Origin of the sequence: Shewanella sp. T24-MNA-CIBAN-0130, assembly GCF_040310185.1 — a bacterium.
Lineage (GTDB): Bacteria > Pseudomonadota > Gammaproteobacteria > Enterobacterales > Shewanellaceae > Shewanella > Shewanella psychromarinicola.
In genome coordinates this window covers 105,959-130,867 of record NZ_JBEOPP010000003.1, presented here as the reverse complement: position 1 = coordinate 130,867, position 24,909 = coordinate 105,959, and the positions used below count along the sequence as shown (strand labels likewise).

The 24,909-nt window shown below is 41.1% G+C and carries 22 protein-coding genes; 5 read left to right on the top strand and 17 right to left on the bottom strand.

What is annotated here, in order from left to right; translation table 11 throughout:
* Positions 1-22 precede the first annotated feature (22 nt).
* The 8 genes from nosD to AAEZ02_RS02305 form a co-directional block, all read right to left on the bottom strand.
* A complete protein-coding gene (gene nosD, locus AAEZ02_RS02340; protein WP_351121755.1) occupies positions 23-1,285 on the bottom strand; it encodes a nitrous oxide reductase family maturation protein NosD in 1,263 nt (420 codons plus the stop codon).
* A gap of 86 nt (positions 1,286-1,371) precedes the next feature.
* Positions 1,372-1,914, bottom strand: a complete 543-nt coding sequence (locus AAEZ02_RS02335; protein WP_351075102.1) for a nitrous oxide reductase accessory protein NosL — start codon at positions 1,912-1,914, stop codon at positions 1,372-1,374.
* Positions 1,915-2,008: 94 nt separating this feature from the next.
* Entirely contained in the window at positions 2,009-2,956 is a 948-nt protein-coding gene (nrfD, locus tag AAEZ02_RS02330; protein ID WP_124012497.1) for an NrfD/PsrC family molybdoenzyme membrane anchor subunit, read from the bottom strand.
* A gap of 1 nt (position 2,957) precedes the next feature.
* Positions 2,958-3,665 (bottom strand): 4Fe-4S dicluster domain-containing protein, encoded by a 708-nt coding sequence (locus AAEZ02_RS02325; RefSeq protein WP_124012498.1) that lies wholly within the window; start codon positions 3,663-3,665, stop codon positions 2,958-2,960.
* Positions 3,666-3,734: 69 nt separating this feature from the next.
* On the bottom strand, positions 3,735-4,475 hold the full coding sequence (locus AAEZ02_RS02320; RefSeq protein WP_124012499.1) for a nitrite reductase: 741 nt from the start codon (positions 4,473-4,475) through the stop codon (positions 3,735-3,737).
* A 44-nt stretch (positions 4,476-4,519) separates the two neighbouring features.
* The gene (locus AAEZ02_RS02315; protein WP_124012500.1) at positions 4,520-5,305 is read right to left on the bottom strand and encodes an FKBP-type peptidyl-prolyl cis-trans isomerase; all 786 of its coding nucleotides are present in this window, start codon (positions 5,303-5,305) and stop codon (positions 4,520-4,522) included.
* Between the two features lie 70 nt (positions 5,306-5,375).
* On the bottom strand, positions 5,376-5,807 hold the full coding sequence (locus AAEZ02_RS02310; RefSeq protein ID WP_124012501.1) for a rhodanese-like domain-containing protein: 432 nt from the start codon (positions 5,805-5,807) through the stop codon (positions 5,376-5,378).
* 86 nt (positions 5,808-5,893) lie between these two features.
* Positions 5,894-7,918: a multiheme c-type cytochrome gene (locus AAEZ02_RS02305; protein WP_124012502.1), complete on the bottom strand. Its 2,025-nt coding sequence runs from the start codon at positions 7,916-7,918 to the stop codon at positions 5,894-5,896.
* Positions 7,919-8,383: 465 nt separating this feature from the next.
* Here AAEZ02_RS02305 and AAEZ02_RS02300 point away from each other — a divergent pair, with 465 nt between their 5' ends.
* The 4 genes from AAEZ02_RS02300 (at position 8,384) to AAEZ02_RS02285 (ending at position 12,106) form a co-directional block, all read left to right on the top strand.
* Positions 8,384-10,351: a heme lyase CcmF/NrfE family subunit gene (locus tag AAEZ02_RS02300; protein WP_233768619.1), complete on the top strand. Its 1,968-nt coding sequence runs from the start codon at positions 8,384-8,386 to the stop codon at positions 10,349-10,351.
* On the top strand, positions 10,348-10,785 hold the full coding sequence (locus AAEZ02_RS02295) for a cytochrome c-type biogenesis protein (protein ID WP_351121752.1): 438 nt from the start codon (positions 10,348-10,350) through the stop codon (positions 10,783-10,785). Before AAEZ02_RS02300 ends, AAEZ02_RS02295 begins: the two co-directional genes overlap by 4 nt.
* Positions 10,778-11,362, top strand: a complete 585-nt coding sequence (locus tag AAEZ02_RS02290) for a TlpA family protein disulfide reductase (protein ID WP_124012505.1) — start codon at positions 10,778-10,780, stop codon at positions 11,360-11,362. Before AAEZ02_RS02295 ends, AAEZ02_RS02290 begins: the two co-directional genes overlap by 8 nt.
* A 165-nt stretch (positions 11,363-11,527) precedes the next feature.
* Complete coding sequence (locus AAEZ02_RS02285) at positions 11,528-12,106, top strand: nucleoside triphosphate pyrophosphohydrolase family protein (protein ID WP_124012506.1); 579 nt, start codon at positions 11,528-11,530, stop codon at positions 12,104-12,106.
* A 94-nt stretch (positions 12,107-12,200) separates the two neighbouring features.
* Here the strand turns inward: AAEZ02_RS02285 and AAEZ02_RS02280 are convergent, their stop codons facing one another.
* The 4 genes from AAEZ02_RS02280 to uvrD form a co-directional block, all read right to left on the bottom strand.
* Positions 12,201-13,217, bottom strand: coding sequence for a hypothetical protein (locus tag AAEZ02_RS02280; RefSeq protein WP_124012507.1), 1,017 nt, complete (start codon positions 13,215-13,217; stop codon positions 12,201-12,203).
* A 154-nt stretch (positions 13,218-13,371) separates the two neighbouring features.
* The gene (locus AAEZ02_RS02275; protein ID WP_351121750.1) at positions 13,372-14,292 is read right to left on the bottom strand and encodes an alpha/beta hydrolase; all 921 of its coding nucleotides are present in this window, start codon (positions 14,290-14,292) and stop codon (positions 13,372-13,374) included.
* 63 nt (positions 14,293-14,355) lie between these two features.
* Positions 14,356-15,228 (bottom strand): 4-hydroxybenzoate octaprenyltransferase, encoded by an 873-nt coding sequence (ubiA, locus tag AAEZ02_RS02270; RefSeq protein ID WP_124012685.1) that lies wholly within the window; start codon positions 15,226-15,228, stop codon positions 14,356-14,358.
* A 37-nt stretch (positions 15,229-15,265) separates the two neighbouring features.
* Positions 15,266-17,449, bottom strand: a complete 2,184-nt coding sequence (uvrD, locus tag AAEZ02_RS02265; protein WP_124012509.1) for a DNA helicase II — start codon at positions 17,447-17,449, stop codon at positions 15,266-15,268.
* A gap of 433 nt (positions 17,450-17,882) precedes the next feature.
* Here uvrD and AAEZ02_RS02260 point away from each other — a divergent pair, with 433 nt between their 5' ends.
* The gene (locus AAEZ02_RS02260; RefSeq protein WP_124012510.1) at positions 17,883-18,764 is read left to right on the top strand and encodes a LysR family transcriptional regulator; all 882 of its coding nucleotides are present in this window, start codon (positions 17,883-17,885) and stop codon (positions 18,762-18,764) included.
* 38 nt (positions 18,765-18,802) lie between these two features.
* Here AAEZ02_RS02260 and AAEZ02_RS02255 read toward each other — a convergent pair whose 3' ends face one another.
* The 5 genes from AAEZ02_RS02255 to AAEZ02_RS02235 all read right to left on the bottom strand — a co-directional run bounded on the left by AAEZ02_RS02255 (position 18,803) and on the right by AAEZ02_RS02235 (position 24,869).
* Positions 18,803-19,387 (bottom strand): hypothetical protein, encoded by a 585-nt coding sequence (locus AAEZ02_RS02255; protein WP_233768618.1) that lies wholly within the window; start codon positions 19,385-19,387, stop codon positions 18,803-18,805.
* 71 nt (positions 19,388-19,458) lie between these two features.
* Positions 19,459-21,633: an LruC domain-containing protein gene (locus tag AAEZ02_RS02250; protein WP_233768617.1), complete on the bottom strand. Its 2,175-nt coding sequence runs from the start codon at positions 21,631-21,633 to the stop codon at positions 19,459-19,461.
* A 213-nt stretch (positions 21,634-21,846) separates the two neighbouring features.
* Positions 21,847-22,896, bottom strand: coding sequence for a glycosyltransferase family 4 protein (locus tag AAEZ02_RS02245; RefSeq protein ID WP_124012511.1), 1,050 nt, complete (start codon positions 22,894-22,896; stop codon positions 21,847-21,849).
* Between the two features lie 105 nt (positions 22,897-23,001).
* Entirely contained in the window at positions 23,002-23,940 is a 939-nt protein-coding gene (locus AAEZ02_RS02240) for an SPFH domain-containing protein (RefSeq protein ID WP_124012512.1), read from the bottom strand.
* Positions 23,940-24,869 carry an SPFH domain-containing protein gene (locus AAEZ02_RS02235; protein ID WP_124012513.1) on the bottom strand — a complete coding sequence of 310 codons (930 nt, stop codon included), beginning with the start codon at positions 24,867-24,869 and terminating at the stop codon, positions 23,940-23,942. Before AAEZ02_RS02235 ends, AAEZ02_RS02240 begins: the two co-directional genes overlap by 1 nt.
* Positions 24,870-24,909 lie beyond the last annotated feature (40 nt).

Genomic DNA, 24,909 nt, shown 5'->3' with positions numbered 1-24,909 from the left:
TAATGATTACCTTTATAATCTATCAACTTGGGGGGGGGCTCATCATAGGAAAACTATCAATTACTCCTGATTCAGGCATAATTTTAAATTGATGTTGCGTCCAGCGAAGTAGTTGCGCGACTGGACTTTTTAATAGAAATTGCGCTTCTGGATAAAGCCAATACAAACGATCTAATTGATCACTTGGCTGATAAGCCTGCTCACTAATACCATTCCCCGTCAGATCCCAACCAATGAAACGACTCCAATAATTCCCCTGACGTTCATAACTCCACTCAACGAGGCTATCACCAACATATTTAACCTGAGCCTGGTTATTAATAAATTGATTACGGTAAATCTTATTGCCTTCACCGCCCATCGCCATATAAATACCTACCTCACTATTGGAAAAATTATTATCAAACACTGCATTATCACGTGCACCGTAAATAAACATCCCACGGCCTTCACTTCCCGCAACTTTCGCATGTGAATTAACAATTTTATTGACCCGGTTTGCAGATACTTCAGAGTGATTAGTCATGTTCAGTAACACACCAAAACGTTGGGCCGATTGAACTCGATTATGATGTAACTTGATTTTCTCAGAACTCATTAATGCAAAACCACCATCAACATCTTCAGCATAATTATTAAATGCTTCATCATGAGCGGTATACATATAGTGCAAGCCATATTGCTGGTTAACAAAGTAATTATCGCTCACCAAACTATACTTACCTGACTCAAGATAAATGCCATCTCTCACATGTTTAATCTCGTTGAATTGAATGACGGCATTATCGACCCGCTTTAAGTAAATACCATCTCCTCTGTCCAAAATATGTCCTTGGCTGCTACCAGTAATCACATTGTTTTTAATCGATAAAAAATCACCATTATCTGCTCGAATACCAAAGCTTGGACCCCATAATTCGTTATTTTCAATTAACACATTATTAATGCCGTCGTTAATTAATATTGCGGCATTTAGCTCATATTGGTCTGCCCCCCAATTGACAATTTTTAACGATCGAAGCTTAACATCTGAGCTTGCTATCGTTATTGCACTGCCATAACCCAACGCGTCTATTTCTGCGCCGGGCTTACCAATAATAATGAGCGGTTTATCTATGATAAATTGCCCCTGAAAAACGGCTGGATGCAAGACTAACGTGTCATAAGAATGTGCTTGCTGAATTTTTAGTTGTAAGCTTAGTGGATCTTTCACCTGTATTTCAGCAGCAGTACTTGGCAGAATGAGTATGCCCATAAAAATAGATAACAAACTAGCAAGTCTCATTGTCATACCACTCTACTCAAACGTAATAGTGCCCAATGAAAGTGACCTTATAAAAAGCCACTTTATTTGAGACTAGCATTAATGACTCATGTTTTTTTGTGTGACATGCCCTTTTTGTGTGACATGCCCTTTTCGTGCGACATTCCTTCACCTAATACTTCGAGTGTGATCTCATCATATGCCAACACTGCACCGCCAAACTCATTAGCGAAATTTTGCGCTGCATCTGCACTACTAAATGAGCCAACGGAAGGCCCCATAACACCTTTACGATTCGAGCCATAAACATACCAAGCCTTTACTCCATCAATAAAGGAATCATCTTTAGGCATTTCCCATGATGTTTTTGCCATATCATGCACATAAACTTGGCTTACTTGCCGTTGATTCTCCGGCTGTAAAATAAAATTGAACATGTCTCTAGTTGAGCAAAACTTGGGGATTACATCACTATTTTTTAACAACACCTCACCTTTAGGTCCTGGGTATTTTGTGATCATCATGCCGCACATATGACAACGGTCATGATCGTGAATAGCCTGAGAGTTGTGCATTGTTAGCCCATCATTTTGAGGGCCGCAAGCAAATAGCATCGGGATAAACAACAGTAAAACATAAATTCTATTCATATAATTCACACTTAACAGTAAACAATCACATTGAAAGAGCTCCCCCTAAAAGCAGCGGGGGAGTCAATTAATAAAGGGCAGCCCTCAAAACTGATTAAATACCGTAAGTTTGCCCCGCATATAAGATGAACAAACGTAGGCACATCATGCCACTAATGACACATACACCTGATAAGTAGAACGCTTTGGCTGAATGGCTAAAGGTTCTACCTGTGGCAAAGTTAAGTAAGATGGGGCCTAAGAAACCAACCCCAACTACCCCAACCCAGAACAAGTTAGCCCATACACCACTAGTAAATGCAGAAAATGCAGATTGCGCACCTTCATTACCCGTAGCAAGTGACATGGCAATCATCACAATAAACAAAATTTCAGTAATCATGATCGGCCATTCTGCACCGTGTAACAGCTTTAACTCACTACTGTGTAAGTCTTCTTTAAACACTAAAACCGACACCATTTTTGATGCTGCTGCACCAGCAGAAATACCAGATGCGATAAATAATGCAGGTAACACTGCAGTATTAATCAGTGGGAAACGAATTAGTGCTGAAATTAAGAAGCCTGTATATGCACAAACCGACATAGCAAGAATCAAAGTTAATAATTCTAATGGACGACGAATTGGCTTCAACATACTAATAAGTGGCAATAGTATGCTTAACCCCTTAATAGCTTTTATGTCATCTTCAAAGGCATAAAGACACAACACCGCTGTTAATGGGATATAAGCACAAAGCGCGATAACCCCAAGTGACATTACTGAAGTTAAATTGTAAAACACCAAAATACGCCAGAAGAACATAGGGTTAGTTAAATCTAACACTAGACATAACATACCTAAACTTATCGTAACGAACGAAATTAACGCGGCAGCTTTATACAAAGGTGTGTTAGCGGTTTGGCATTTAATAAACCGAAGAGCTAACGCAACAACTAAAGCACCACCAGAGATCCCTGCTAAAAACAAGTACACTGCAATAGGCCATGGCCACGCTATCCCTTTGGATAACCCCATGGTGAATTCCATTGAACCGTCCATCTTATACCCCCAATTTAACGACTGGTATGTAACGTAAACTCGGCTCAGTACCAAACTGAGGTTTCATACGAACAGAGTCTTTGACTGCCAATAATTTATTCACATATGAGTTTGGGTCGTTAATATCACCAAAAACCAATGCGTCATATTTACATAGCTGTACACATGCTGGTAACTCGCCTTTTGATAACTTGCTACTTAAACAAAAATCACAGTTATCAGCGACATTGGTATCTTCATTTATGAAACGAGCATTATAAGGACAGGCGCCAATACAATATTTACAACCGGCACACTTACTTTTATCCATGGTCACAATCCCAGTTTTAGGATCTCTATGTGCTGCACCAGTTGGGCATACACTGACACATGGTGCATTTTTACACTGTTGACAAGAAACACGTACAAACTTACGTTCGCAGTTACATTTGTCTTTACCACAGTGTGGGCAAGCTTTACCTTCTACTCCACCCGATTGATGTTCCATCAAACACTTTGACTTCCCCTCAGGTAAGTTGTTTGCTGTATTACAAGCCAGCTTGCACTCTCCACATCCAGTACATTTGTTTTGATCAAACACCATGACATAATGAGGTTTATTCGTATTAGAACTGTCGTCTTCAACTGAGGTACAACCCATCGGTCCCCAAATTAAAGAAGCAGCCCCAACACCTTTTAGAAACCTCCGTCTCTCTATATTCTCACTCACAACACCCTCCCTATATCAGCATTGGCTGACAGGTATTTATTGGTTCGGCTGTAAATTCAAATGACGAAATTATTGATTCACTTCGTCCAATTGAAATTCGGCTTTTATAATTGCATTAGTAATAGATTGTCGATTAAAAGGTTGAGATTGGTTTGTTAGTAAAATCTGCCAATGCTCGATGGCTATTGCATACTCACCATTTAAGTAAGCGTCTGTTGCAAGTAGCATTCGAGTATGAAGCTCGTCACTTTGGATAGACAAAGCGGTATCAATCACTTGCTTTGTTTCAGGCCCGAATGTGCGAGTATCACGGTAATACATTGATGTTGCTTTCATCCCTAAGAGTTCAGCGTCGTTGCCGACCAAAGAAATAAGCTGGGTTAGCGTCCCGACCGAGTCAGCATATAAGCCGCCTTCGGCATAAGACTGCGCTAACGCCATAAGTGCCCTTTCATCTTGTGGTTGTTGCTCAACTTGCATCCGCCCTTTCGTGATGTTAGCAGCGACAAGATAATCCACATTGTCATCAACTCTACCCTGATCCCAACCTTGAAAATGTCCTCCACTGGCATAAATAGATATCGAAAAGATCAACACGATGACTGACATCCCAAAAGGATAATGAGCGGTAGCAAGACCATTGAACTCATCAAGTTCAACGTTTACAGCCTTGCTAACACCTTTAGTCACTCTGCTATTATTTTTCACCACAGTACTGCTCAAATTACGGTTGTATGCACTGTGATGAAGCCAGAAGAGTCCGATAAATATACTCAGACATATTGCAATACCTAAGGCCAGAATATTCATAAGTGTCTCTTCTTTGAATTGAATAAGTTGTTACGTTAACTAGGCTATTTACCCGCTATTGATTGGTTCATCATGCCTTCCATTCCCATACCACTCAGCCCCATTCCTTTGGCTTTTTCACTTGGTTTTTCGGACTTAACTAACTCAACCTCAAACACTAAGGCTGTTTCACCAGGAATATTACCCGCGCCCTCTGCGCCGTAAGCCAACTCAGATGGAATAGTGAATCGAAAAGTTGAACCAACAGGCATTAGACGTAAACCTTCTTCCCAACCGTCAATAGCCGTTAACAATGCAAAACGCACTGGTTCGGTGGTTTCTTCAAAGACAGTGCCATCAATCAATGAACCTTTGTATTTCACTGTCACCACATCTTCAGCCTTAGGTTTAATACCGTCACCAAGGGTTAACACTTCATACTGCAAACCGGTGTCTGTCACTTTTACACCTGATTTATCTTTGTTTTTCGTTAAATAATCTTCGCTAGCTTTACGACTTGCTAACGCCATTTTTTCATCTTTTTGGGTGTTTAATAAATTCAATAATTCACTTCGCTCATTCAAGTAAGTGATGACGTCCTCATCAGTGATTTTTTGCTGATCTTTTAACGCATCAATCACTCCATCAATAACGTCTTGAACGTCGACTTTTGCACCTAGCTCTGTTTGATTAAAAATTTGGTTTGATAAATAATTACCTACCGAAGCGCCTATACTATAAGACTGTTTTTCAACATCACTTGCCAATCCATCACTCGCAACACTGCTGGCTGATAGTACTAACGAAATACACGTCGCAATGGTTAACGCACTTTTGCTAAGATTTTTCATAAAGAATTCTCACATTATTGAGTTTTACCTATCAGTAAATTACCAATAGCTATTAATCTGAAATAAAGGGTTATGGTTTCTCTGTTGGCCTACCTGATAAGCGCCATCCATAAATGCCCTCGCTCATATGCCTAACGCCGGTATAACCGATTTTCACAGTTTCTCTGGCCGCCATTGCGCTGGAAGTGCATAAAGGATTTGCACAGTAGAAAATCATTACGGCATCCTTATTTTTTGGAAGTAGTTTTTTCCAATTTTTAACGTTGAAATAAATAGCACCCGGAATATATCCTTCAGCCCATAACTCCATCGTGTTCACATCAAAAAAATAAACATCCTCTTTGCCTATTAACGTCTCAGCCTCACGCATTGAGATCGGGTTAAGCTGAATGTCATATACTGGAGCAAGAGTCATCTCTCCGCCGCCGCCAGCGAATACTGGAGTGTTAAATACGACTAACAACGACACTGAAATCAAAATGGTGCTAAGTAGTTTTTTCATTACATTCTCTCTACATATCTCGTCATCACAGCGATGTCGGAATATCGGTAAATGGCTTCCCGCTATTGCGGGAAACCATTATTGATTTACATACTATTTTTATTGATAATTGCTTGAGCTTGGGTGACATATGTCATCGCAGCATCGATACGTTTTTGGCTATAACGTGCACCATGCACCCCCCAAGAACCGTCTTTCTTAAGAAGCGTTACAGCATCTTGAGCTTTATCAGTAAGTAAAAGTACTTGTGATTTATCTTCAACGGATAATTTAGTGACTTCTAGCAGTTTATCGATACCATCCAGTGCAACCACAACCTGAGCGTAGGTGTCTTTAATCGGTGTTTGCCACTTCATCACTTCACCATAAATCTCTTGTTGGTCTTCGTAATGTAAGCTTGGATCGAGTTCGGATTGGAACTGACTATGACAACCTTTGCCATTAACAACGTTATCATCAGAGATTGCAGTACGTGCACATGACCACATTAAGTCTAAGTAGTTATTACCGTTTGCATTTTTAGCAACAGTCCAACCTTTAGTACTTGATACACGAGGCTCACCTTCAGGCGGGTTAAGAGTCTTATTAGTTGGATCTATTTCAATCTTCCACATATGCGACTTACGCACCGCGTCGAAGCCTGCTTGGTCAGGGAACTGCATAGCAGTGAAGTTTTCACAACTACCCATGTTCGGCATATGACAACTTGTACAGGTTTGTTCGCTATGAGACTTAGTGTTCTCTACGATTTCAGCTTGTGCAGCATGACAATCAGAGCACTCTTTCTTCATTTTTGGTTTGGTATAACCAGACTTCCAATCGTTGCTTGTTACTTCATGTGGATCATGACAAGTAGAACAACGCATGCCTTTTTCATAATGCATAGAAGCGAACATTTGCGAACCTTCAGTACCACATGATGGACATGCAGACTTCATTTTCACACCAAATGCATACTCTAACTTCTCTTTACCTTTCTCTGTTTTAGCTAAATCAGGTACAAAATTAAAACGTTGATGACAACGCTCACAGTTAGAAGGCATTCCGCCGCCATTCCCACCGTCTAAGTGACCCCCAGCGCCATGACACTCTTCACAGGCAATACCTTTAGAAATAGTATGTTCTTGTAGTTTTTTAGGGTCGCCTAATGCGGCAAAGTATTCATCTTTAGATTGGAAATCAAACTTGAAGCTATGGCACACTTCACAATAAGAACTTGCTGGTTGGAACAGCATTTCTTTTTCGTATTTCGCTCCGTATGAGCTCATGCCGATTTGATGAGAACCACTTGCGCCAAAAGCTTTACCGTCGTTAGTGGCTGGGAACTCAGGGATAACAGCATTGATTTTTGCCGCCATGGCAGGGGTTAACCATTCGGCCCAACCACGTGAGAATTGGTTACCACCAGCGACCATTTTACCGGTGCCTTCAATAAGTAAACCATCACGAATATGGTATGTGCCACGAACAAGGTAACTATCGATGAAACCATATTTAGTACGAGGCGTACCGACAGTTGCATAGATGGCATCAGGCGTAATACCGTCAGCTAAGATAGACGTATCTTTAGTGCCATACATTGGCTTTTTAAGATCGTTATCAACTTCTGGATGGTCGCCAGGGAAACGAATTGTCTTCGCATGACGAGAGCGGCTCCATGCTTCATATTGGACAGCATGACATTCACCACATTTTTCAGGACCAACAAACTTATTTGGATAATCAAGAATTGATTTCGCGCCTAAACGATATTGAACCGCACTTGGGCGACCAACCATTTCACTATATACAGGGCTATTACCAGTATCGAGATATTCTTCACCCCGGTCGCTTACATGATACTCACCAATTAAATTACCTTCTTCATGATATTTAAATAATGGGTGATTTTGAAAAAGAAAATCAAATAATTCTTTTTCCTGAACAATATAATCTTGTAGTGTTTTAACCCCTTTAGTTTTTTCAACACCATTAGAATGTTCAATTACTTCTAATGCGGTATGCCCCATCGACTTTTCACTTGTTGCCTTTCCGCCTGCATTAACAGTACCTACAGCGCCAAGACAAAGCAGCACACTGAGTGCAGCTAGCTTGTATTTACCCTGTTTCATTGTCCCAATCCTCATCATCATTACTCTATTTTTCTCCACCAAACCTGGCAGTTCAGCGAACGATATAATTAATTTGAGCAAGAGGCATTTTAAAGGTAATTACAGGGCTAACCATGCGCAAGATCACATAGAAAAACGACTCAGAAATAACAAAACATAAAACAAAATAAAGTCTTTAATTACAATAACTTGGATTTTATTTTAGATTATTTTTTATATAAAAATACCGATTTTTTAGCTATAAAAAAATCTAAAAATATATTTGTTAATATAAAAAACTCTCATCTTAAAATAATTGAAATACGAATAAGATCAGCCTCACAGAAAATAAACATCAACAAAGATAATGTTTATTTAACTTTATTCATTAAGTTTTTTAATTATCAAATTTCACGACTCAATGAGTAAAAACCAATGAGTAAAAATTAACTACATACATGATTAATATAACTAGGTATATATAAGATGATCCCAGAAATTGGACATTTACTGATAATCATAGCCACAAGCCTTTCATTATTATTGGCCACCATTCCATTATTCGGGTTATATAAAGGCAACCGATATTTAATCAGCTATTACCGTCCATTAAGTAATATGATGTTATTAGCCTTTATGGCTGCAGTTACCTGCCTAACGCTTAGCTTTATCTGTAATGACTTCTCTGTTGCTTATGTGGCGAACCACTCTAATACTCAACTGGCCACCTTCTATAAAATTGCCGCAGTTTGGGGAAGCCATGAAGGTTCAATGCTTTTCTGGGTCAGTGCCATTGCATTTTGGACGGCATTAATCGCCAATAGAAAGACAGAGAATAATGAAGCGTTTTTTGTCCGTACCGTATCGGTATTAGCCTTGGTCATTTTGGGTTTTAGTTTATTTATCATTTTCACATCAAACCCCTTTGTTAGGCTTCTACCGAACTTTCCAATTGAAGGCCGAGACTTAAATCCAATATTACAAAACATCGGTTTAATTATTCACCCACCGCTATTGTTCCTCGGTTATGTCGGCTTAACGGTTTGCTTTGCAAGTTCAGTATCCGCATTGCTCGGAAAACAATTCACCCAACAACAAGCACAATATATGCGCCCTTGGGCTATTATGGCGTGGGTGTTTCTAACCGGTGGCAATGCGTTTGGTTCGTGGTGGGCTTATAACGAACTTGGCTGGGGTGGTTGGTGGTTTTGGGATCCTGTAGAAAATGCCTCGTTTATTCCATGGCTTGTGGCGACAGCTTTAGTGCATTCAGTAACCATGACTCAGCGCTTAGGGCAATGTAAAAAATTCACGCTATTCTTAGCGATATTGGCTTTTTCACTTAGCTTACTTGGCACCTTTATCGTTCGCTCTGGCGTTGTACAATCTGTGCATGCCTTTGCTGCTGATCCCACCCGTGGTATGTCAATTCTCTTTCTGCTTGTGGTGTTATCTGGTGGAGCTTTAGCGTTATTTGCAAGCCGTATTTCTTATATAACTGCAGAAGACAGGTTCAGTCCTTTTTCCAAAAACACACTTATATTGCTTGGTAACCTCTTATTGGTGGTAGCTGGTCTGTCGGTGCTACTAGGCAGCTACTACCCAATTATTTATAACGTCATCACTAACAACACAATCTCAGTCGGCGCACCTTATTTCAACAGTATTTTTGTGCCCATTATTTTCATCCTGAGTTTCCTGATGGGATTAGCACCTTTGATAAGTTGGCAACAAGAAAAATTATCCAGCTTAAAACGCCCACTGCTTTTGCTATTCGTTTGTGTTGCACTAGTGATACTTATCAGTGTCAATACAGAGCGTACTAATGCATGGTTTTTCTTTGGCTTACTGGCCACTATATGGATTATAGCTTGCACTTGCCTCGCGATGTATCAGCTCCTTAAAAGTAAAACAAAAACCACTCAATCATACCGCTTTTTTGGCATGTGCTTAGCGCACTTTGGCATTGCAATAGCAATTCTTGCGGGTACTGTTGTCTCTCATTTTGAACAAGAAGAAGTCCTAAGTATGGGGCCAGGTCAAGGCAGAGAGTTGGCCGGATATATCTTTGTATTTGAGCAAACCCAGCAGATAACGGCAACAAGCTTTGATGCCCTGCAAGCCAATATCCGTATTATGGATTTAGACGAAAAAACCGTGGGTTATGTTTATCCTCAACGTCAAACCTTTAAAACTAATGGCATGCAAACCACTGCCGCTAGTGTTTACTCTACGGCGTTTCAAGATTTATATGTATCAATGGGCACCAAGTTAAATGAGACTGAATACTTAATCCGTATCAGCTATAAACCTATGGTGAGCTGGCTTTGGATTGGCGCGATATTAATGATGTTTGGCGGTTTTTTTATCGTATTAACAAGCCGCTATCACCAACCCACCACACAGTTAAAGACTTTACCATCCACTTACACTTTACAGGAACTCATCTCATGAATTTAAGAGTCATGATGATAACAATATTACTGTGTGTGTTCATTCCGTCAGTACTCGCTGATACCGCAATGTATAGCCCAGAAAAAAAGCGCAAATTGGGTTTTGAGATTGCCCAAGAGCTTCGCTGCCCTTCTTCTGATAATCGCAGTCTTTTTGACTCACAAACACAAATTGCTAATGAGTTGAAAGGCCACATTTTTAAACAATTAGATGAAGGTCAATCTAAACAGCAAATCATTGATTTTATGGTGGCACGCTTTGGTGAAAGGATCCGTTATAACCCAAGCATCAATAGCGGCACATTCGCACTATGGCTCATACCTTTTATGTTGATTATTCTGTCCATTGTCGGCGGTATTAGCTGGGTAATGACACAACACAAACGGCAATCAGCTAACGAAAAATCTGTAATAGACGAGAAAAATTATGAATAAATTGCTTCCTTTAACACTGTTAATCCTTACCGCCAGTATTCATTTAAATGCACCTGCGTCACCTGTGGATGTTAGAGTCTATAAAACCGGCGACCCTATTGAAAAACCTCTGGTAATGTCGCGCTTTGTTGAACTGCATCATGCTAGAAAGATTGCTGATATACACTTTATGGATCAACAGAAAAATAAGGTAGATTTGCAGCAATATCACGGCAAGTTAGTGATGGTAAATTTATGGGCAACATGGTGCGCCCCCTGTGCTAAAGAAATACCGGCTATGCAGGAAATACAGCAACGAAATAAAGACAAAGATTTTGTCCTTTTACCAATATCAATCGATGAAGATACCAATGCAATTGCTCCTTTCTTTAAAGCGCACGGTATTACAGGCTATGAAACATGGCTAGACCCTGAAAAAAACATCGACTACATCATGCCTGCAGATTTAATCCCAGCCAGCTTCATTCTGGATGGAAAAGGCAATCTTGTTGGTTTTGTTCGTGGTTATATTGATTGGACAGACGACGACATACAGCCTTATTTAGATAGACTTATTGCTAAGTACACCAAACTGTAATTTCATAGTTCAAGGTGATTTTCAACTACTGTCCAATCCCGACTTCTCTAGGGCGGTTCTTTTTATCTCAACAACGGCAGACCGAAGGTCGCCGTTTTCCTTGTAGATTCCGCCTTAATTCATTACCATTATCACCATTTTTTCAATTTTTAGGCTTATTTTATAATGAAGTTATCTGTTTTAGACCAATCCATTTTTAACCATTTATATCGCGACATTTTTGAGTTTCGCAGCACTTTTGATTTACCGGTTAATGACAGTGCTAGCCTAGACGACAAAGCAGATACCTTACACACATCATTAATTATTGAAGAAATGACCGAGCTTGCTGAAGCCGACTCTCGCATCGAACAAGCCGATGCGATTGTTGACTCTGTTTATGTGTTAATGGGCCGTTTAGTGCACTTAGGTGCGTCTCAGGTAAGCGATCGCCTTGAGATCAGTTACCTTATCGATTTATTGCTCAACGTCGCTAAAAACCGTCAAATTGATTTTATTCAATGCTGGGATGAAGTGCACTCAAGCAACATGAGTAAAGTATGCCGCAACCACAAAGAACTCGACGAAACCATTGCCCATTACGCTAAACAAGGTGTCGAGATTGTCGGTAGCACTAAAGGTGAGTTTATTATTGCTAAGTGCGCTAAAGACGTCGAAATGGCAGGTAAAGTTGTGCGCCAAGGCAAAGTATTAAAGTCAGTTTATTATCGCCCTGCAGACTTAACCAAACTAGTACGAAACTAATCAACAAATCAACGACTGGGTTTTCACTTGGTAGTACTGATTGACTCATAAAAAATGCGCTTTTATCAGCGCATTTTTTATGAGCTTTTTATGACTACGCGGCCACTGAGACTTTATTATTAAGCGCCTGAATTAGCAGCTGTGGCTCATCCACACTCAAATGTATCGTAATCATGGGTTCGGGTAACTGGCCCATACCACCATGATAAATGACCGGATGGTTTAAGGTAATAGTGACATTACTCTGCCCACGGCCAATAATAATGGTTTCTGGCTCATCTTTATTTAATTCAGTTGATTCTTGAGCAGCGACACTGGCAATATCGGCAATGTTCACCACCATAAATCCCCACAATGAATTATTGATCACTAAGTTATCTCTGATTAAATACAAAGAGTAATAACGCGATAGCCGATGGTTAGCCACGATAGACATCAAGGTATAGGCAATAATGCTCGAGACAATAATCGCCACCCATTCGCTCCATGAAACCAGTAATAAATAACTGCTACAAGATGCGGTAATACAACCAAATAGCATAAGCCACACATGCCAGCGCGTTGCACTGTTGAGGTTAATATTAGCGATGGCCACCGGATGATGACGTGAAAACCAAGGGATTGAATAAAACCAGTTAGTCGCTTCACTGGCCATAATAAGTGCGATAGTTAAGCTTTTTTCATCGCCATCCCGATACGTTTCTACCGCCCCGACTCTAGGATCGCCCTTAAGCTTTCGCACCTTAATCAAGCCACGAACAACACTCACCACCAAGTACAATTCAATGACCAGCAATACCGCAATAATCGGATAACGTAACCATGCAATAAACTCAAAATAGTGCGCGACTTCGGCAGGGAAACTTAACCGAGCAACCAAGCTGCTTAGACTGAAAATGACAATCAGTTTCCACAGTTTCTGAGCACCCATTTTAATAATGCAGTACCAGTAGCTCAAAGGCAGTAATACAAAATACAATGCACAAATAAGGTATAACGACCGCTTGTCAGCTTCACTCGTTAACGACTCTGGCGTCCACTGAACGCCTATTACAAAGCTAAACACCATTAAGGCTAAAAAGACTAACCGATACTTAACCGTGGCTCTCATTAAATACTTATCCCTGTAGATGTTATTAACCCACGCCATATCATTATTCTGAATATAAACGAGATGATACAAGTCGTTAACATATCAGCAAACATTAGTTTCACTGCTATTGATTGGCGTGAAAATTGTTACTAAAAATTGCCGTAAATGGGGATCACGAAAAATTGCGCTTGAACAGCCAAGTTAAACCATGAATCGCGGTAGTAGGAAAAGCCATCGAATGATCGGCCTCGGGGATCACCAATAGTTTCAGTTGTAATGTGCCGGTTTGAGCAGATGGGTGAGATTGGAGTATTTGATAAAAAGCCTCAGCATCTGCAACCATCTGATGACCATCATGGGTATAAGGTGGTTTCTCTAATTCACCAATGCCAATAAACACCTCGGCAGATATTGCTGGTGTTTGACTAAAACGCTGAGCAAACTGGTGCAACAATTGTTTATTGTCGAACCATAGAGATGGGCTACCCAACACGTAATACGCAAATAGCGTTGGCTGTTCTAATAAAATATGTGCGCCGAGTAACCCGCCTAACGAATTACCCACAAAGGTATTTTGTTGTGTGTCGACTCGATAGTTTTTTTCAATAAAGGGCATAACAACCTGGCTGATAAAGGCAACGTGCCGCTTGGCCTCACCAGTGGGTAGTTTCCAACTCGCATCGTGACTTGGGGTATAGTCGCGGATCCTACTCGCCGAACCTTTGCTCGGCCTCTGATAGCCTATGGCGACTAAAATAGCTTGTTGCATCATGTTGCTGTTCATTGGAAATCGCGTCGCACCAGACACCACTTGCAAGCTATACATGGAGTCCGTCATATAGACTACAGGGTAATGATGAGTACGATTGTTGCGGTAATCTTTAGGTAGTTTGATCATCACTTGATAGTGGCGATCGCCATCGTTAAGCACAAATTGGCGGGTACGAGGAATAGTGACTACTGCAGCTGTGGAATGCACATCGACAGCGTTGCTTGGTAAGCCAGCCAGTAAAGCATCATTGTTAGCGGACTCACTGGCTAGGGATAACCAACAACATATTATCGCACCGATTAACCAAGGAGTTGTTTTCATTCATGCATCCCTGCCCTATGGTAATAAACCATTAACTCAATTCCATTTCATGCTTTGTCGTGATTATACCGCTGCAGAAATAACATAGTCAGCACTTAGCGCGATAAACAAAACCATACCTGCCCAGTTGTTGTTTAAAAAAGCCTTAAAACATGGCGCACGTTCATGACCATAAATTAACCCTTGCTGATACACAGCAAACGCAACAAAGCTGATAATGCCCAAGCCATAAATCACTCCACGCTCAGCCATCAATCCCGCCATCACAAAACACCCTAGGGCGGCAAGTTGAAATAAGCCGATAATCTGCCTATCGTAACGGCCAAATAAAATGGCGGTTGATTTAATGCCCACTTTTAAATCATCGTCGCGATCGACGATGGCATACATGGTGTCGTAAGCCACAGTCCAACACCAATTAGCCATAAATAACCACCAAGCTTCAGCAGGGACTTCGCCGAGTTGAGCGGCATAAGCCATCGGAATAGACCAGCTCCATACAATGCCCAAAAACATTTGCGGCATATTGGTAATCCGTTTCATAAACGGATACATCACAGTTAACACAATGCCAACGACAGATAGCTGCACTACCAGTGGATTGAGCCATAAGACTAAGCTAAATGCGGCGAGCCCCAACACAACAAACAACCCTAGGGCTTCTTTGGCGCTGACCACACCCGACACCAACGGCCGCATACTGGTACGTTCAACATGGGCATCTAAGTTACGATCGGCAAAGTCATTAATAATGCAACCATTAGCACGCATAATCACCACACCGACAATAAATATCAGCAAGACCTTAATGTCTGGCATACCTTGAGCCGCTAACACCAGCGCCATTAAACACGGCCACAGTAGAAGTAAGGTGCCAATGGGTCTATCGATCCGCATTAATCGTGCATATGCATGCAGCTTGTCTTGCAATCGCATTGGTGTCATCTCTCCATGATTTAGCAAACGCAACAGATTAGCAACGCTCTAGTTTTGCTAACGACACCAACAGCCATTTGATGCCGAAATCGACAAACTCAACCTGAACACGCCCTTTTTCACCTGAGCCTTCAAAGTTAATCACCTTGCCTTCACCAAACTTAAAGTGCTTCACTTTAGAGCCAACTCGATAACCGGTATCATTAAAACCATTCGGTTTAGTGGTAACCGTCGCAGGGCGAGCAGGAAAACGCTTGCTAATCGATGGCTTCACCTGAGCACGGATACGAATTTGTTCAACAAACTTTTCAGGAATTTCGTTAATAAACCGTGATGGGCTAGCATAATCTTCACGGCCATAAATACGACGCGACTCCGCATAACTGATGTACAGTTTTTGCATTGCACGGGTCATACCGACATAACACAAACGGCGCTCTTCATCTAACCGATCGCCTTCATCCAGAGCCATTTTACTCGGGAATAATCCTTCCTCTACGCCCGCCATAAACACCATTGGGAACTCAAGTCCCTTGGCCGAATGTAAGGTCATCAACTGCACTGCATCGGTAAAGGCATCCGCTTGGCCTTCGCCAGCTTCTAGTGCGGCATGGGATAAAAAGGCATTAAGCTCGCCTATGTCTTCAAGCTCTTCAGGCATTTCAAAACTGCGGGCAGCGGTAACGAGTTCGTTTAAGTTTTCAATTCGCGCTTGGGCTTTCTCGCCTTTTTCAGCCTCGTACATAGTACGCAAGCCTGAACGATCAATCACATTATCAGTCATGGTATACAGCACCATATCTGCAGTATCCGTTCGCATCGAGATGATCAGTTCCATAAAGCCATTTATGGCATTAGCTGCACGCCCAGCGAGTACTTTCTCTTCGACCAAACGCACACAGGCTTGCCAAAGTGTTAGCTCATGCTGTCTTGCGGTTGAGCGTACAATGTCCAACGTTCGATCGCCAATACCACGAGCAGGGGTATTGACCACACGTTCGAATGCGGCATCATCATCTTTGTTATTGATAAGACGCATATAGCCCATCGCATCTTTAATTTCTTGACGCTCGAAGAAGCGCAAGCCACCGTAAATACGATACGCTAACCCTTTATGTAAAAAGGCTTCCTCTAATACTCGCGATTGCGCATTTGAACGATATAGAATGGCGCACTCGCTCAAACTGCCGCCTTTTTCATGCCACTCGCTAATGCGACTGACAATGAACTTGGCTTCGTCCATCTCATTAAAGGCGCAATAGACTGAAATGGGCTCGCCATCTTTATCTTCAGTCCATAACTCTTTACCTAAACGATCAGGATTATTGGCAATCACAGAGTTAGAAGCGTTCAAAATATTCGCTGTTGAACGGTAATTTTGTTCTAACCGAATCGTTTTAGCCTCAGAAAAGTCTTTTAAGAAACGATGTAAGTTTTCAATTTGCGCGCCACGCCAACCATAAATGGATTGGTCATCATCACCGACAATCATCACATTGGCTGTTTTACCGGCTAACACACGGATCCACGCGTATTGAATCGCGTTGGTATCTTGAAACTCATCAACTAAAATATGACGGAAGCGCTCTTGATAATGGGTCAGTAAATGCGGTTTATTAAGCCATAACTCATGAGCACGTAATAAGATTTCCGCAAAGTCGACCAAACCGGCACGATCGCAAGACTCTTGGTAAATCTTATAAATGTTGAGTAAGTTTTGCTCAATCGGAAAGCTGCCTGCATCAATATGCTTAGGGCGAAGACCTTGATCTTTCTTACCATTGATATAACCCTGAGCTTGACGCGGAGGATACTGCTTCTCATCTAAATTAAGGCTTTTAAGAATGCGTTTGAGTAAACGCAACTGGTCGTCTGAATCAATAATCTGGAAGCTTTGTGGTAAATTGGCATCTTGATAATGAGTGCGCAATAACCGGTGAGCTAAACCATGGAAGGTGCCTATCCACATCCGCCCCATGTTAGTGCCCACGACCTTCTCCACCCGTTCACGCATTTCTGCTGCGGCTTTATTGGTGAAGGTGACTGCCAAAATAGAATATGGACTTTGTTGTTCAACTTGCATTAACCACGCAATACGATGGGTTAATACACGGGTTTTACCACTGCCGGCACCCGCTAACACCAACATATTTGAAAGTGGTGCGCCGACTGCCTCACGCTGCTTATCGTTTAGGCCGTCTAATAATGATGATACGTCCATTTTTCCTCCCAGAAATCTGCGAGGCATTATATCTTAAATAGCGAGATAATGGCGTGCAATACTTCACCTATTTTATATCAACAATTCCCCTAACAAGAGAGATAACCTACTCACTAAGGTAATATCAAAGTCACTAAAATCACTTACTTGTGATGATCTAACTGCTTTAATGAGAGCCTAAATTGACAAAAGAGCAAGCAAAAATTATTATACAAAATAAAGTAATTAATTAATTTTAGCCTTGAGTAAGGGACCTAATAGTTGATTAATCATTAAATTCATCGCTAAACAAACTGAATTAAGTTTGTTATTTGTGGCGAATAAGGCTCGCGAGCATGCCTGCTTATTATCAATATATTCAATGTCATTAATACTCAAAATTCCATTTGAAAAGCATTTATTACCCACAGTTTAAGCTGTATAGGTTGCCATATTGAATATAAAAGATTTAGAACTATTCATTGCTGTAGCAAAGTTAGGCAGTTTTTCTAAAGCTGCAAAATCTTTAGATACTCGCAGAGCATTAGTCAGTCGTCGTATTGGTGATATGGAAAAACAGCTTGGTGCGCCGCTATTTACCCGCACGACAAGAGTCATGACATTAACCTCAGCGGGTCGACAGTATCTTGTTCAAATCGAACCTTTAGTTAATCAATTCAATCATGCTAGTGATGTGTTCAAACATCGCCATGATGAAGTTCAAGGCAAATTACGCATTGGTTTACTGCCTTTTGTTGACAAGCTTATGGATAAATATATTGCTAATTTTATTCATGATTATCCACAAGTACAGTTAGAAGTGTTTGTTGTGCAGGGGCAAATCCAAGACCTAAAGCGCTTAGATCTAGATTGCATGCTCAATGTCAGTGATGACAGCAAAGGCAATCTTTGCGCAAAAAAACTGATGACCTTTGAACGAAAAATGTATGCCAGCAACCTTTATCTTGAACAATCATCGGTAATTGAGACCATTGATGATTTACATTACCACTCATTATTGGGGTATCGCTCTGCAGAGGGGGTATTAGAAGATAAATGGATATTTCCACATGCAGAGATTAGCAGCAACCATAAAATTATTTGCAGTGATTACAACTCCTTGTATCATTTTTGTTTAGGTGGTGCAGGCATTAGCTTATTGCCTCAGATCATTGCGGCCGAGGCCGTTGAAAGTCAGCAATTAATTAATGTATTACCTGAACTCAGTGCCGGATTCAAAGACATTAATATCATTTACCCGACAGATAGTTGTTTATCCGCTGTTGCCAAAGTCTTTGTTGAATATATGATTAATGCTGTCGCATTGGCTGAATAATCATGACTTGGCTTAATCCTAAGCAACAAGTCAAGATACTAGTTTATGGCTAACTGCTGCCCTGCACTGTCTGACGAATATTGCCATTGTTGGTATTGCGGTGCGCTGCCATCATAAAACCACACCACCGCCATTAGATTCCGTTGATGATTTGCTACAAGTAATTGTTCATTCAATTGGCCATTATTAAGCGCCCCACGTAACAAACACGACTCATAATTAACCGTAATTATCTGATTTTGTTGTTGATAATCATCACATAATGAAAAATATCCTCGCTGACTTGTAGCAAGATCCACCTGCACTAAAAGAGTAAAAGCCGCTTGTAAATCATAATCAGGATCAACGACTAAGTCATCGAGTGAAGTAGGATCCACAACAGGAATAACTATCGGCGTGGTTGGTATCGTAGTTGCTGGTGGTGTGGTGATCGGTGTAGTGATTGTCGTTGGCGGCGTGACTGACGCTTTAGAAGAGTCATCATCTCCACCACCTCCGCCACAAGCGGTCAGCAGAGCTAAAGTAGATAGACTCGCACCAGTGACAATTAACCCGCGACTTTGTTGCAGGGCCATCTTGATCTGTTGCTTAATATGCAGGGTAACAGTTGAAGTAAATCTCATATTAGTTCGCCTTCTATTTATTAGTATCATTGTTCAGTATTTTATTTTTACGTTGCATTACAGCGTCACAACTAGTCTTTAAAAATTAACTCGCTATCTGCATTGATATACCAATAAGGGTTACTATTACCGCTAGCATCGGCAGCAAAATCAACAAACTCCACATAGGTATGATCAAGTCGTTGTAGTTCAATGGGGTGTTTCCATGTGTCAGGTACTTCAATTGCCCAACTCATTCCATTTTGATCTTGAAAGTATTGTCCTAGTGCAACATTAGACGCATCGTCACGTTGACCTAAAAAGGCTGGATTAAATAAATCGGTGGGGAGTTTATTTTTTAAATGAACTTCAAGCGATCGGCCGGGATTTTTGCCGCCATTAATATTTTTAGCAGCTAAACCATGGTCAGTATTGGGTGTCGCAAAAATAAACGGATCATAAGGAAAATCAGGCATTAAGGCTTCATCAACCGCATTCACAAAGGGCACCGTCATTTGCCAGTTGGCACGATAACTGGTACCGCAACCAAGTTCAGTACGGAAATATTCACAACCATTGCCTTTAGTTGCATGTTTCCATAAATCGTCACTCAGCACCATAACTGCATTAGTTTGCCCCGCTTCTAAAGGCGAGTGAGTTTGTTTCTGTCCTTGTACCGTCCACTCAATAGCTGACTCTTGTACATTATTTCGTGCTATACCGGGTAATTGAATAGCAAAACCATTGTGGTACCAAGCTCCCATAGCAACAAGTTGTGCGTTAAAGCCAACACGCCGCACTTGGTTATCTTTAACAAATTGGGTGATCCTGAGCTGCATAACGACATCGTTCATATCAAAGTCGCCTTGGTCGGGATACAAATCTTCATAAGCTAACGTCGTAAAACCTGAAGATGATGGGTAGTAAGTCATGGTGATACCCGTTTCGGTAACGGTAATAGGATAATCTTCAACTTCGCCGTCACTGACACCACCTGTAGGTAAAATATCAGCGACTGAACTTAATCGAAAACGTGACCAAGTTGGACCCGCTTTAGCCCAATTAGGCACTGATATTAGCAATGTATGGGAACCTGCACTTACAGATTGACCTGAGACGATGCGATCTTCTTCATCAAACTGGCCATCTTGTGCCCAATCAATCCAAGCATTTAAAAAACCTGCTTTTCCTTGTGTAGTCACCAGCAAAATGGCATCTTCACCAATTTCAAATCCAGTTGGCATACTGATGCCATCGTCATCATCAATACCATCACTCACATCGTCTGAAAGCGGATCTGGATAACCGTCTGATTCACTATCATTGAGTAACCCTAAAGCCATTGATCCATCAATGCCATGGCGCGCACCATTATCAGTCATAAGAGTGCCATAACTCACTGGTGCATCACCAAAATCTACCGCATCCCCAACAGGAACCTCTGCTAATGCACATCGCGCACCGTCATTGGATGTTGAAGATGGGCCATATGAAAATAGTTCTGCACTGGGTTGCGGCTGTTCAACATTGACCTTATAAACATTTCCGTTGCCATTATTACTGATATACAAATTACCTTGTGGATCAAAAAACTGGGCGCCAAAGGTAAAGTTACTATCTGAAGTAATCACTATGCCTAAGCTTTCATGCCCTCCTGTTGAAGGATCTATTGAAATTAATTCACCTGATTTGCCATTAGTCACGGCATATAAAAAGCCATTGTTTGGGTGAAATGCAAAATCGGTAATATTGTAATTGGCCATTGATTGACTGCCAGCCACCAAATCCATGGTTAATGGGACAACATTTAAATCTACCCGAAATAAACCGACTTTTTTCCTATATCCGTACCAGACGTTTTCAGTTAACGCGACATCGCCAACATAAAAATTGCCTGCAGCAGTTGCGGCAGAATCTTTAATTAATGTCAAAGGTTGAGCCTGATAGTCAGCACCTATCCGGGCCAACGTTTGATGTTGATAATCCCAGCCATAAAGGTAATTGTCGTTATAACTAAAACCCGTACCATTTAAGGCGGCATCAATGCCCATATTGCTGGATAAGGTAAGGTAGCTACCGGTTCCGAGATCGACACCATATACAATAGGCTTAGATGCTGGCGTTTGGATAATAAACGCTTCGTTTGGGCAGGCTTCAAAAGGTTCACTTGCTTGTGCAGCACTCGACATAGCTAATGTCAAAGCACCTAACGTAAAGCCTCTATAAAGGGGATAACGAGATAACATGTTAGAAAAAAGTAAATTCATATTGGTGTTCCCATCTTTCACTTATCGTAATTAATAGTAAGCAAATAACAAGCCAACATTTTAGCTGTTATATTTCAAAAACTTACATTAAATCTCGAATTGCAAATTGCAAAATAAATGCAAATTGAAAATGATTAACACATGCGAGAGGCCAAACTGAACTTATTCGGTAATATTTTAGATTTATGATGGGAGGCGATTAAAAACATCAGATTACATCAATGCATTAATCATATTAAGCCATTGATGTTGTAATTGCTGCCATTGGGTATGACGCCATAATGCTAACGTTTCAGAGTCAGTCAGGGGGGCTGGATCGGTTTGCCACTGTTGTAAAAACCTATGAATAGCTTGTTGAATGGCTTCAGCATTAGCGTGTTCAATCGTTATGCAAGCTGGACCGAGATCTCGCTGAAAATGAGAGACTAATTGATCTCCTAAACCATCTACAGAAGTCGATATTATCCATTTAGCCATGGAACTGGCTTCAATAAACACCAATCCAAAGGGTTCCCATCGTGATGGGATAATTACCGCATCACATTGGCTTAAAAAAGCAGGAACGTCATTAATGCATCCAACAATACTAACGTGAGGTAAATGCGATGCTAGCGCCTCTAGTTGTGCTAATTGAGGTCCTTCACCGCCGAGTATTAATTGACAACTGTGGACTGGAATATTCGCCATAGCTTGCAGTAACACATCAAAACCTTTCTGATGATGAAACCGGCCATATGCGGCGATAATAGGTATTCTTGGCGCAGTAATATTGTCGGGCGTTGAAAGATTATTTGAAACCATGGGAACAAATGCACTCAAGTCACGACCCTGTCCTAGCAATGCTATCGACTCCGGCTTGATTAAATGATGAGTGAGCATCCATTGTTGTTGCGAGGTTGAAATGGCAATAACAGTATCCATTAAGGCATAAGTCCATTTCAGCATACGATAAAAACGTTTCGTAGAAACAATTTGCTCATTAACAAAATGTTGGCTGTAATGATGCTCTTGAAGTAAAAAAGGCGTGCGAGGATATTGTAACTTTAAACAAATTAAGCCAATGAGTTTGCGCCAATTTGATGCCCCATGAAAACAAATAATATCAGCGTCTGTGCGAACTCGAGTCGGAACAGTTAAATCAAGATATCGCACCTCAAAATCACATTGTTTTGCTAATAATGGAGAATGGCATAACGCCTGTAACGCAAAATTAACGCCACCCATTTCAGCATCATCGACACAATGTAAAATTTTTAGTCGCATCCAAACCCTTTTGGTTAATTTAGTTCAACCCTGAGTTAAACCCTTTTATGATAAATGCTAAGTGGATCGAAATAATCATCGATCCACTTTGACGATATATCAATATTAAGGTTTATCTTCTTTTAAACCAATACTTTCCATCCAGTACTCAAAATTTACTAAATTACCAGGTAACACAACACGGCTATCAGGTTTACTTAAGCCATCAAGTTGTTTCATATATTGCTCACCGAGTTGCATACGCAATGCACTTTGACCACCTTCAGATGAAATAACCACCGCTAATCGTTCTATTGACTCGGATGTTGCTTTGGCTAAGGTCAGAATTTCTTGAGCTTTACCTTCTGCCTCATTAATGCGCCGCTGCATTTCACCTTCTGAGCGGTTAATGGTTTCCGCCATAACACCTTCTGAGCGATTAATTTTGCTCTGCTTATCACCTTCACTTTTGGCTAATAATGCCCGGCGTTCACGCTCGGCATTCACCTGCATTTCCATGGCATTTTTAACCGTTTCAGGTGGGGTAATATTTTTAATCTCATAGCGGTGCACTCGAATGCCCCACATAGAGCCTGCTTCATCGAGTACTTCAACCACTTTGGCAGAAATCACATCACGCTCTTCAAAAGTGCGATCTAAATCTAAGGTACCAATCACAGAACGTGTGGTGGTTTGAGCTAGCTGAATGGCAGCATAACGGTAATCGGTAATCCCATAACTGGCTTTAACGGGATCGATAACCGAAATATAGATGACCCCGTCCACTTCCACATTCACTTCATCACTGGAGAAACATTCTTGCGGCGGTACATCAATGGTCTCTTCCTTTAAATCGTGGATGTAAGCCACTTTATCAAAGAAGGGGATCAGTGCATGAAAGCCTGCATCTAAAGTACTGTGATATTTCCCTAGACGTTCAACAATATAAGCCGATTTTGTCGGTACAAGACAGATAGACTTAAATAATTTCAGCACAAAAATAGCAAAAATAACACCCCAAATTGCCATTACAATAAGATCAGTATCAATTCCGTTAATCGACATTAGCGCGCTCCTTTGGCTGATGAATTTGATACCGCATGAGTCACTTGCTCCATACCTTCAAAAAAGCCTTCTAACTTGGCCATTTCTGCAGGAACAACCGACACTTGAGCCTCAGAGAGGATCTTACCGACTTGGCCAATAAACTGCTCTTTAAGCAACATATTCATCGCATCATTACCGCCATTCACCGTTAAGGCTTTACAGATCATTTCCATGGCTTCAGCCTTAGCGGTAGCAATAATCGAGATTTCTTGACCTGTACCTAAAGCTTCATTAATGCGCTTCTGTTTTTGGCCTTCCGATAAATTAATCGCTTCTTGACGTTCGCCTTGCGACATATTGATCATTGCCGCTTTTTCAGCATTGGCTAAGGTGATCTCTGCACGCTTTCGACGCTCTGCTTCCATTTGTTTTTCAAGGGTGTGAATAACCTTCTGCGAAGGTGAGATATTTTTAATCTCATAGCGTAATACTTTGATCCCCCAAGGATCAGAGGCTTTATCAATCTCACGCACAATTGATTCGTTTAAACTGTCACGTTCTGAAAACGTTTGTGACAAGGTCAGCTTACCAATTTCTGAACGCATGGTTGTTTGCGCTAAGTTAACCGCCGCGCGGCGATAGTTTTCAATACCATAGCTAGCCAGCTTCCCGTCCATCACTTTAAGATAGACTAAACCGTCGACTTCCAATTGGGTATTATCTTTTGAAATACAACTTTGGGGTGGAACATCAAGCACTTCTTCACGTGTGTCGTGTCGATAAGCGACGCGATCGACAAAAGGAATAAGAAAATGAAACCCCGGGTTGAGCACGCTACGAAACTTACCTAAACGCTCAATCACATGAACTTCACGCATTGGTACAATTAACATGAGTTTGAACAAAATAAACATTACGAATAAAAAAACGATTGTTAACACAAACATATCTACTTCCTTTTAATCTGACTTTCCTAGATAACGCTTA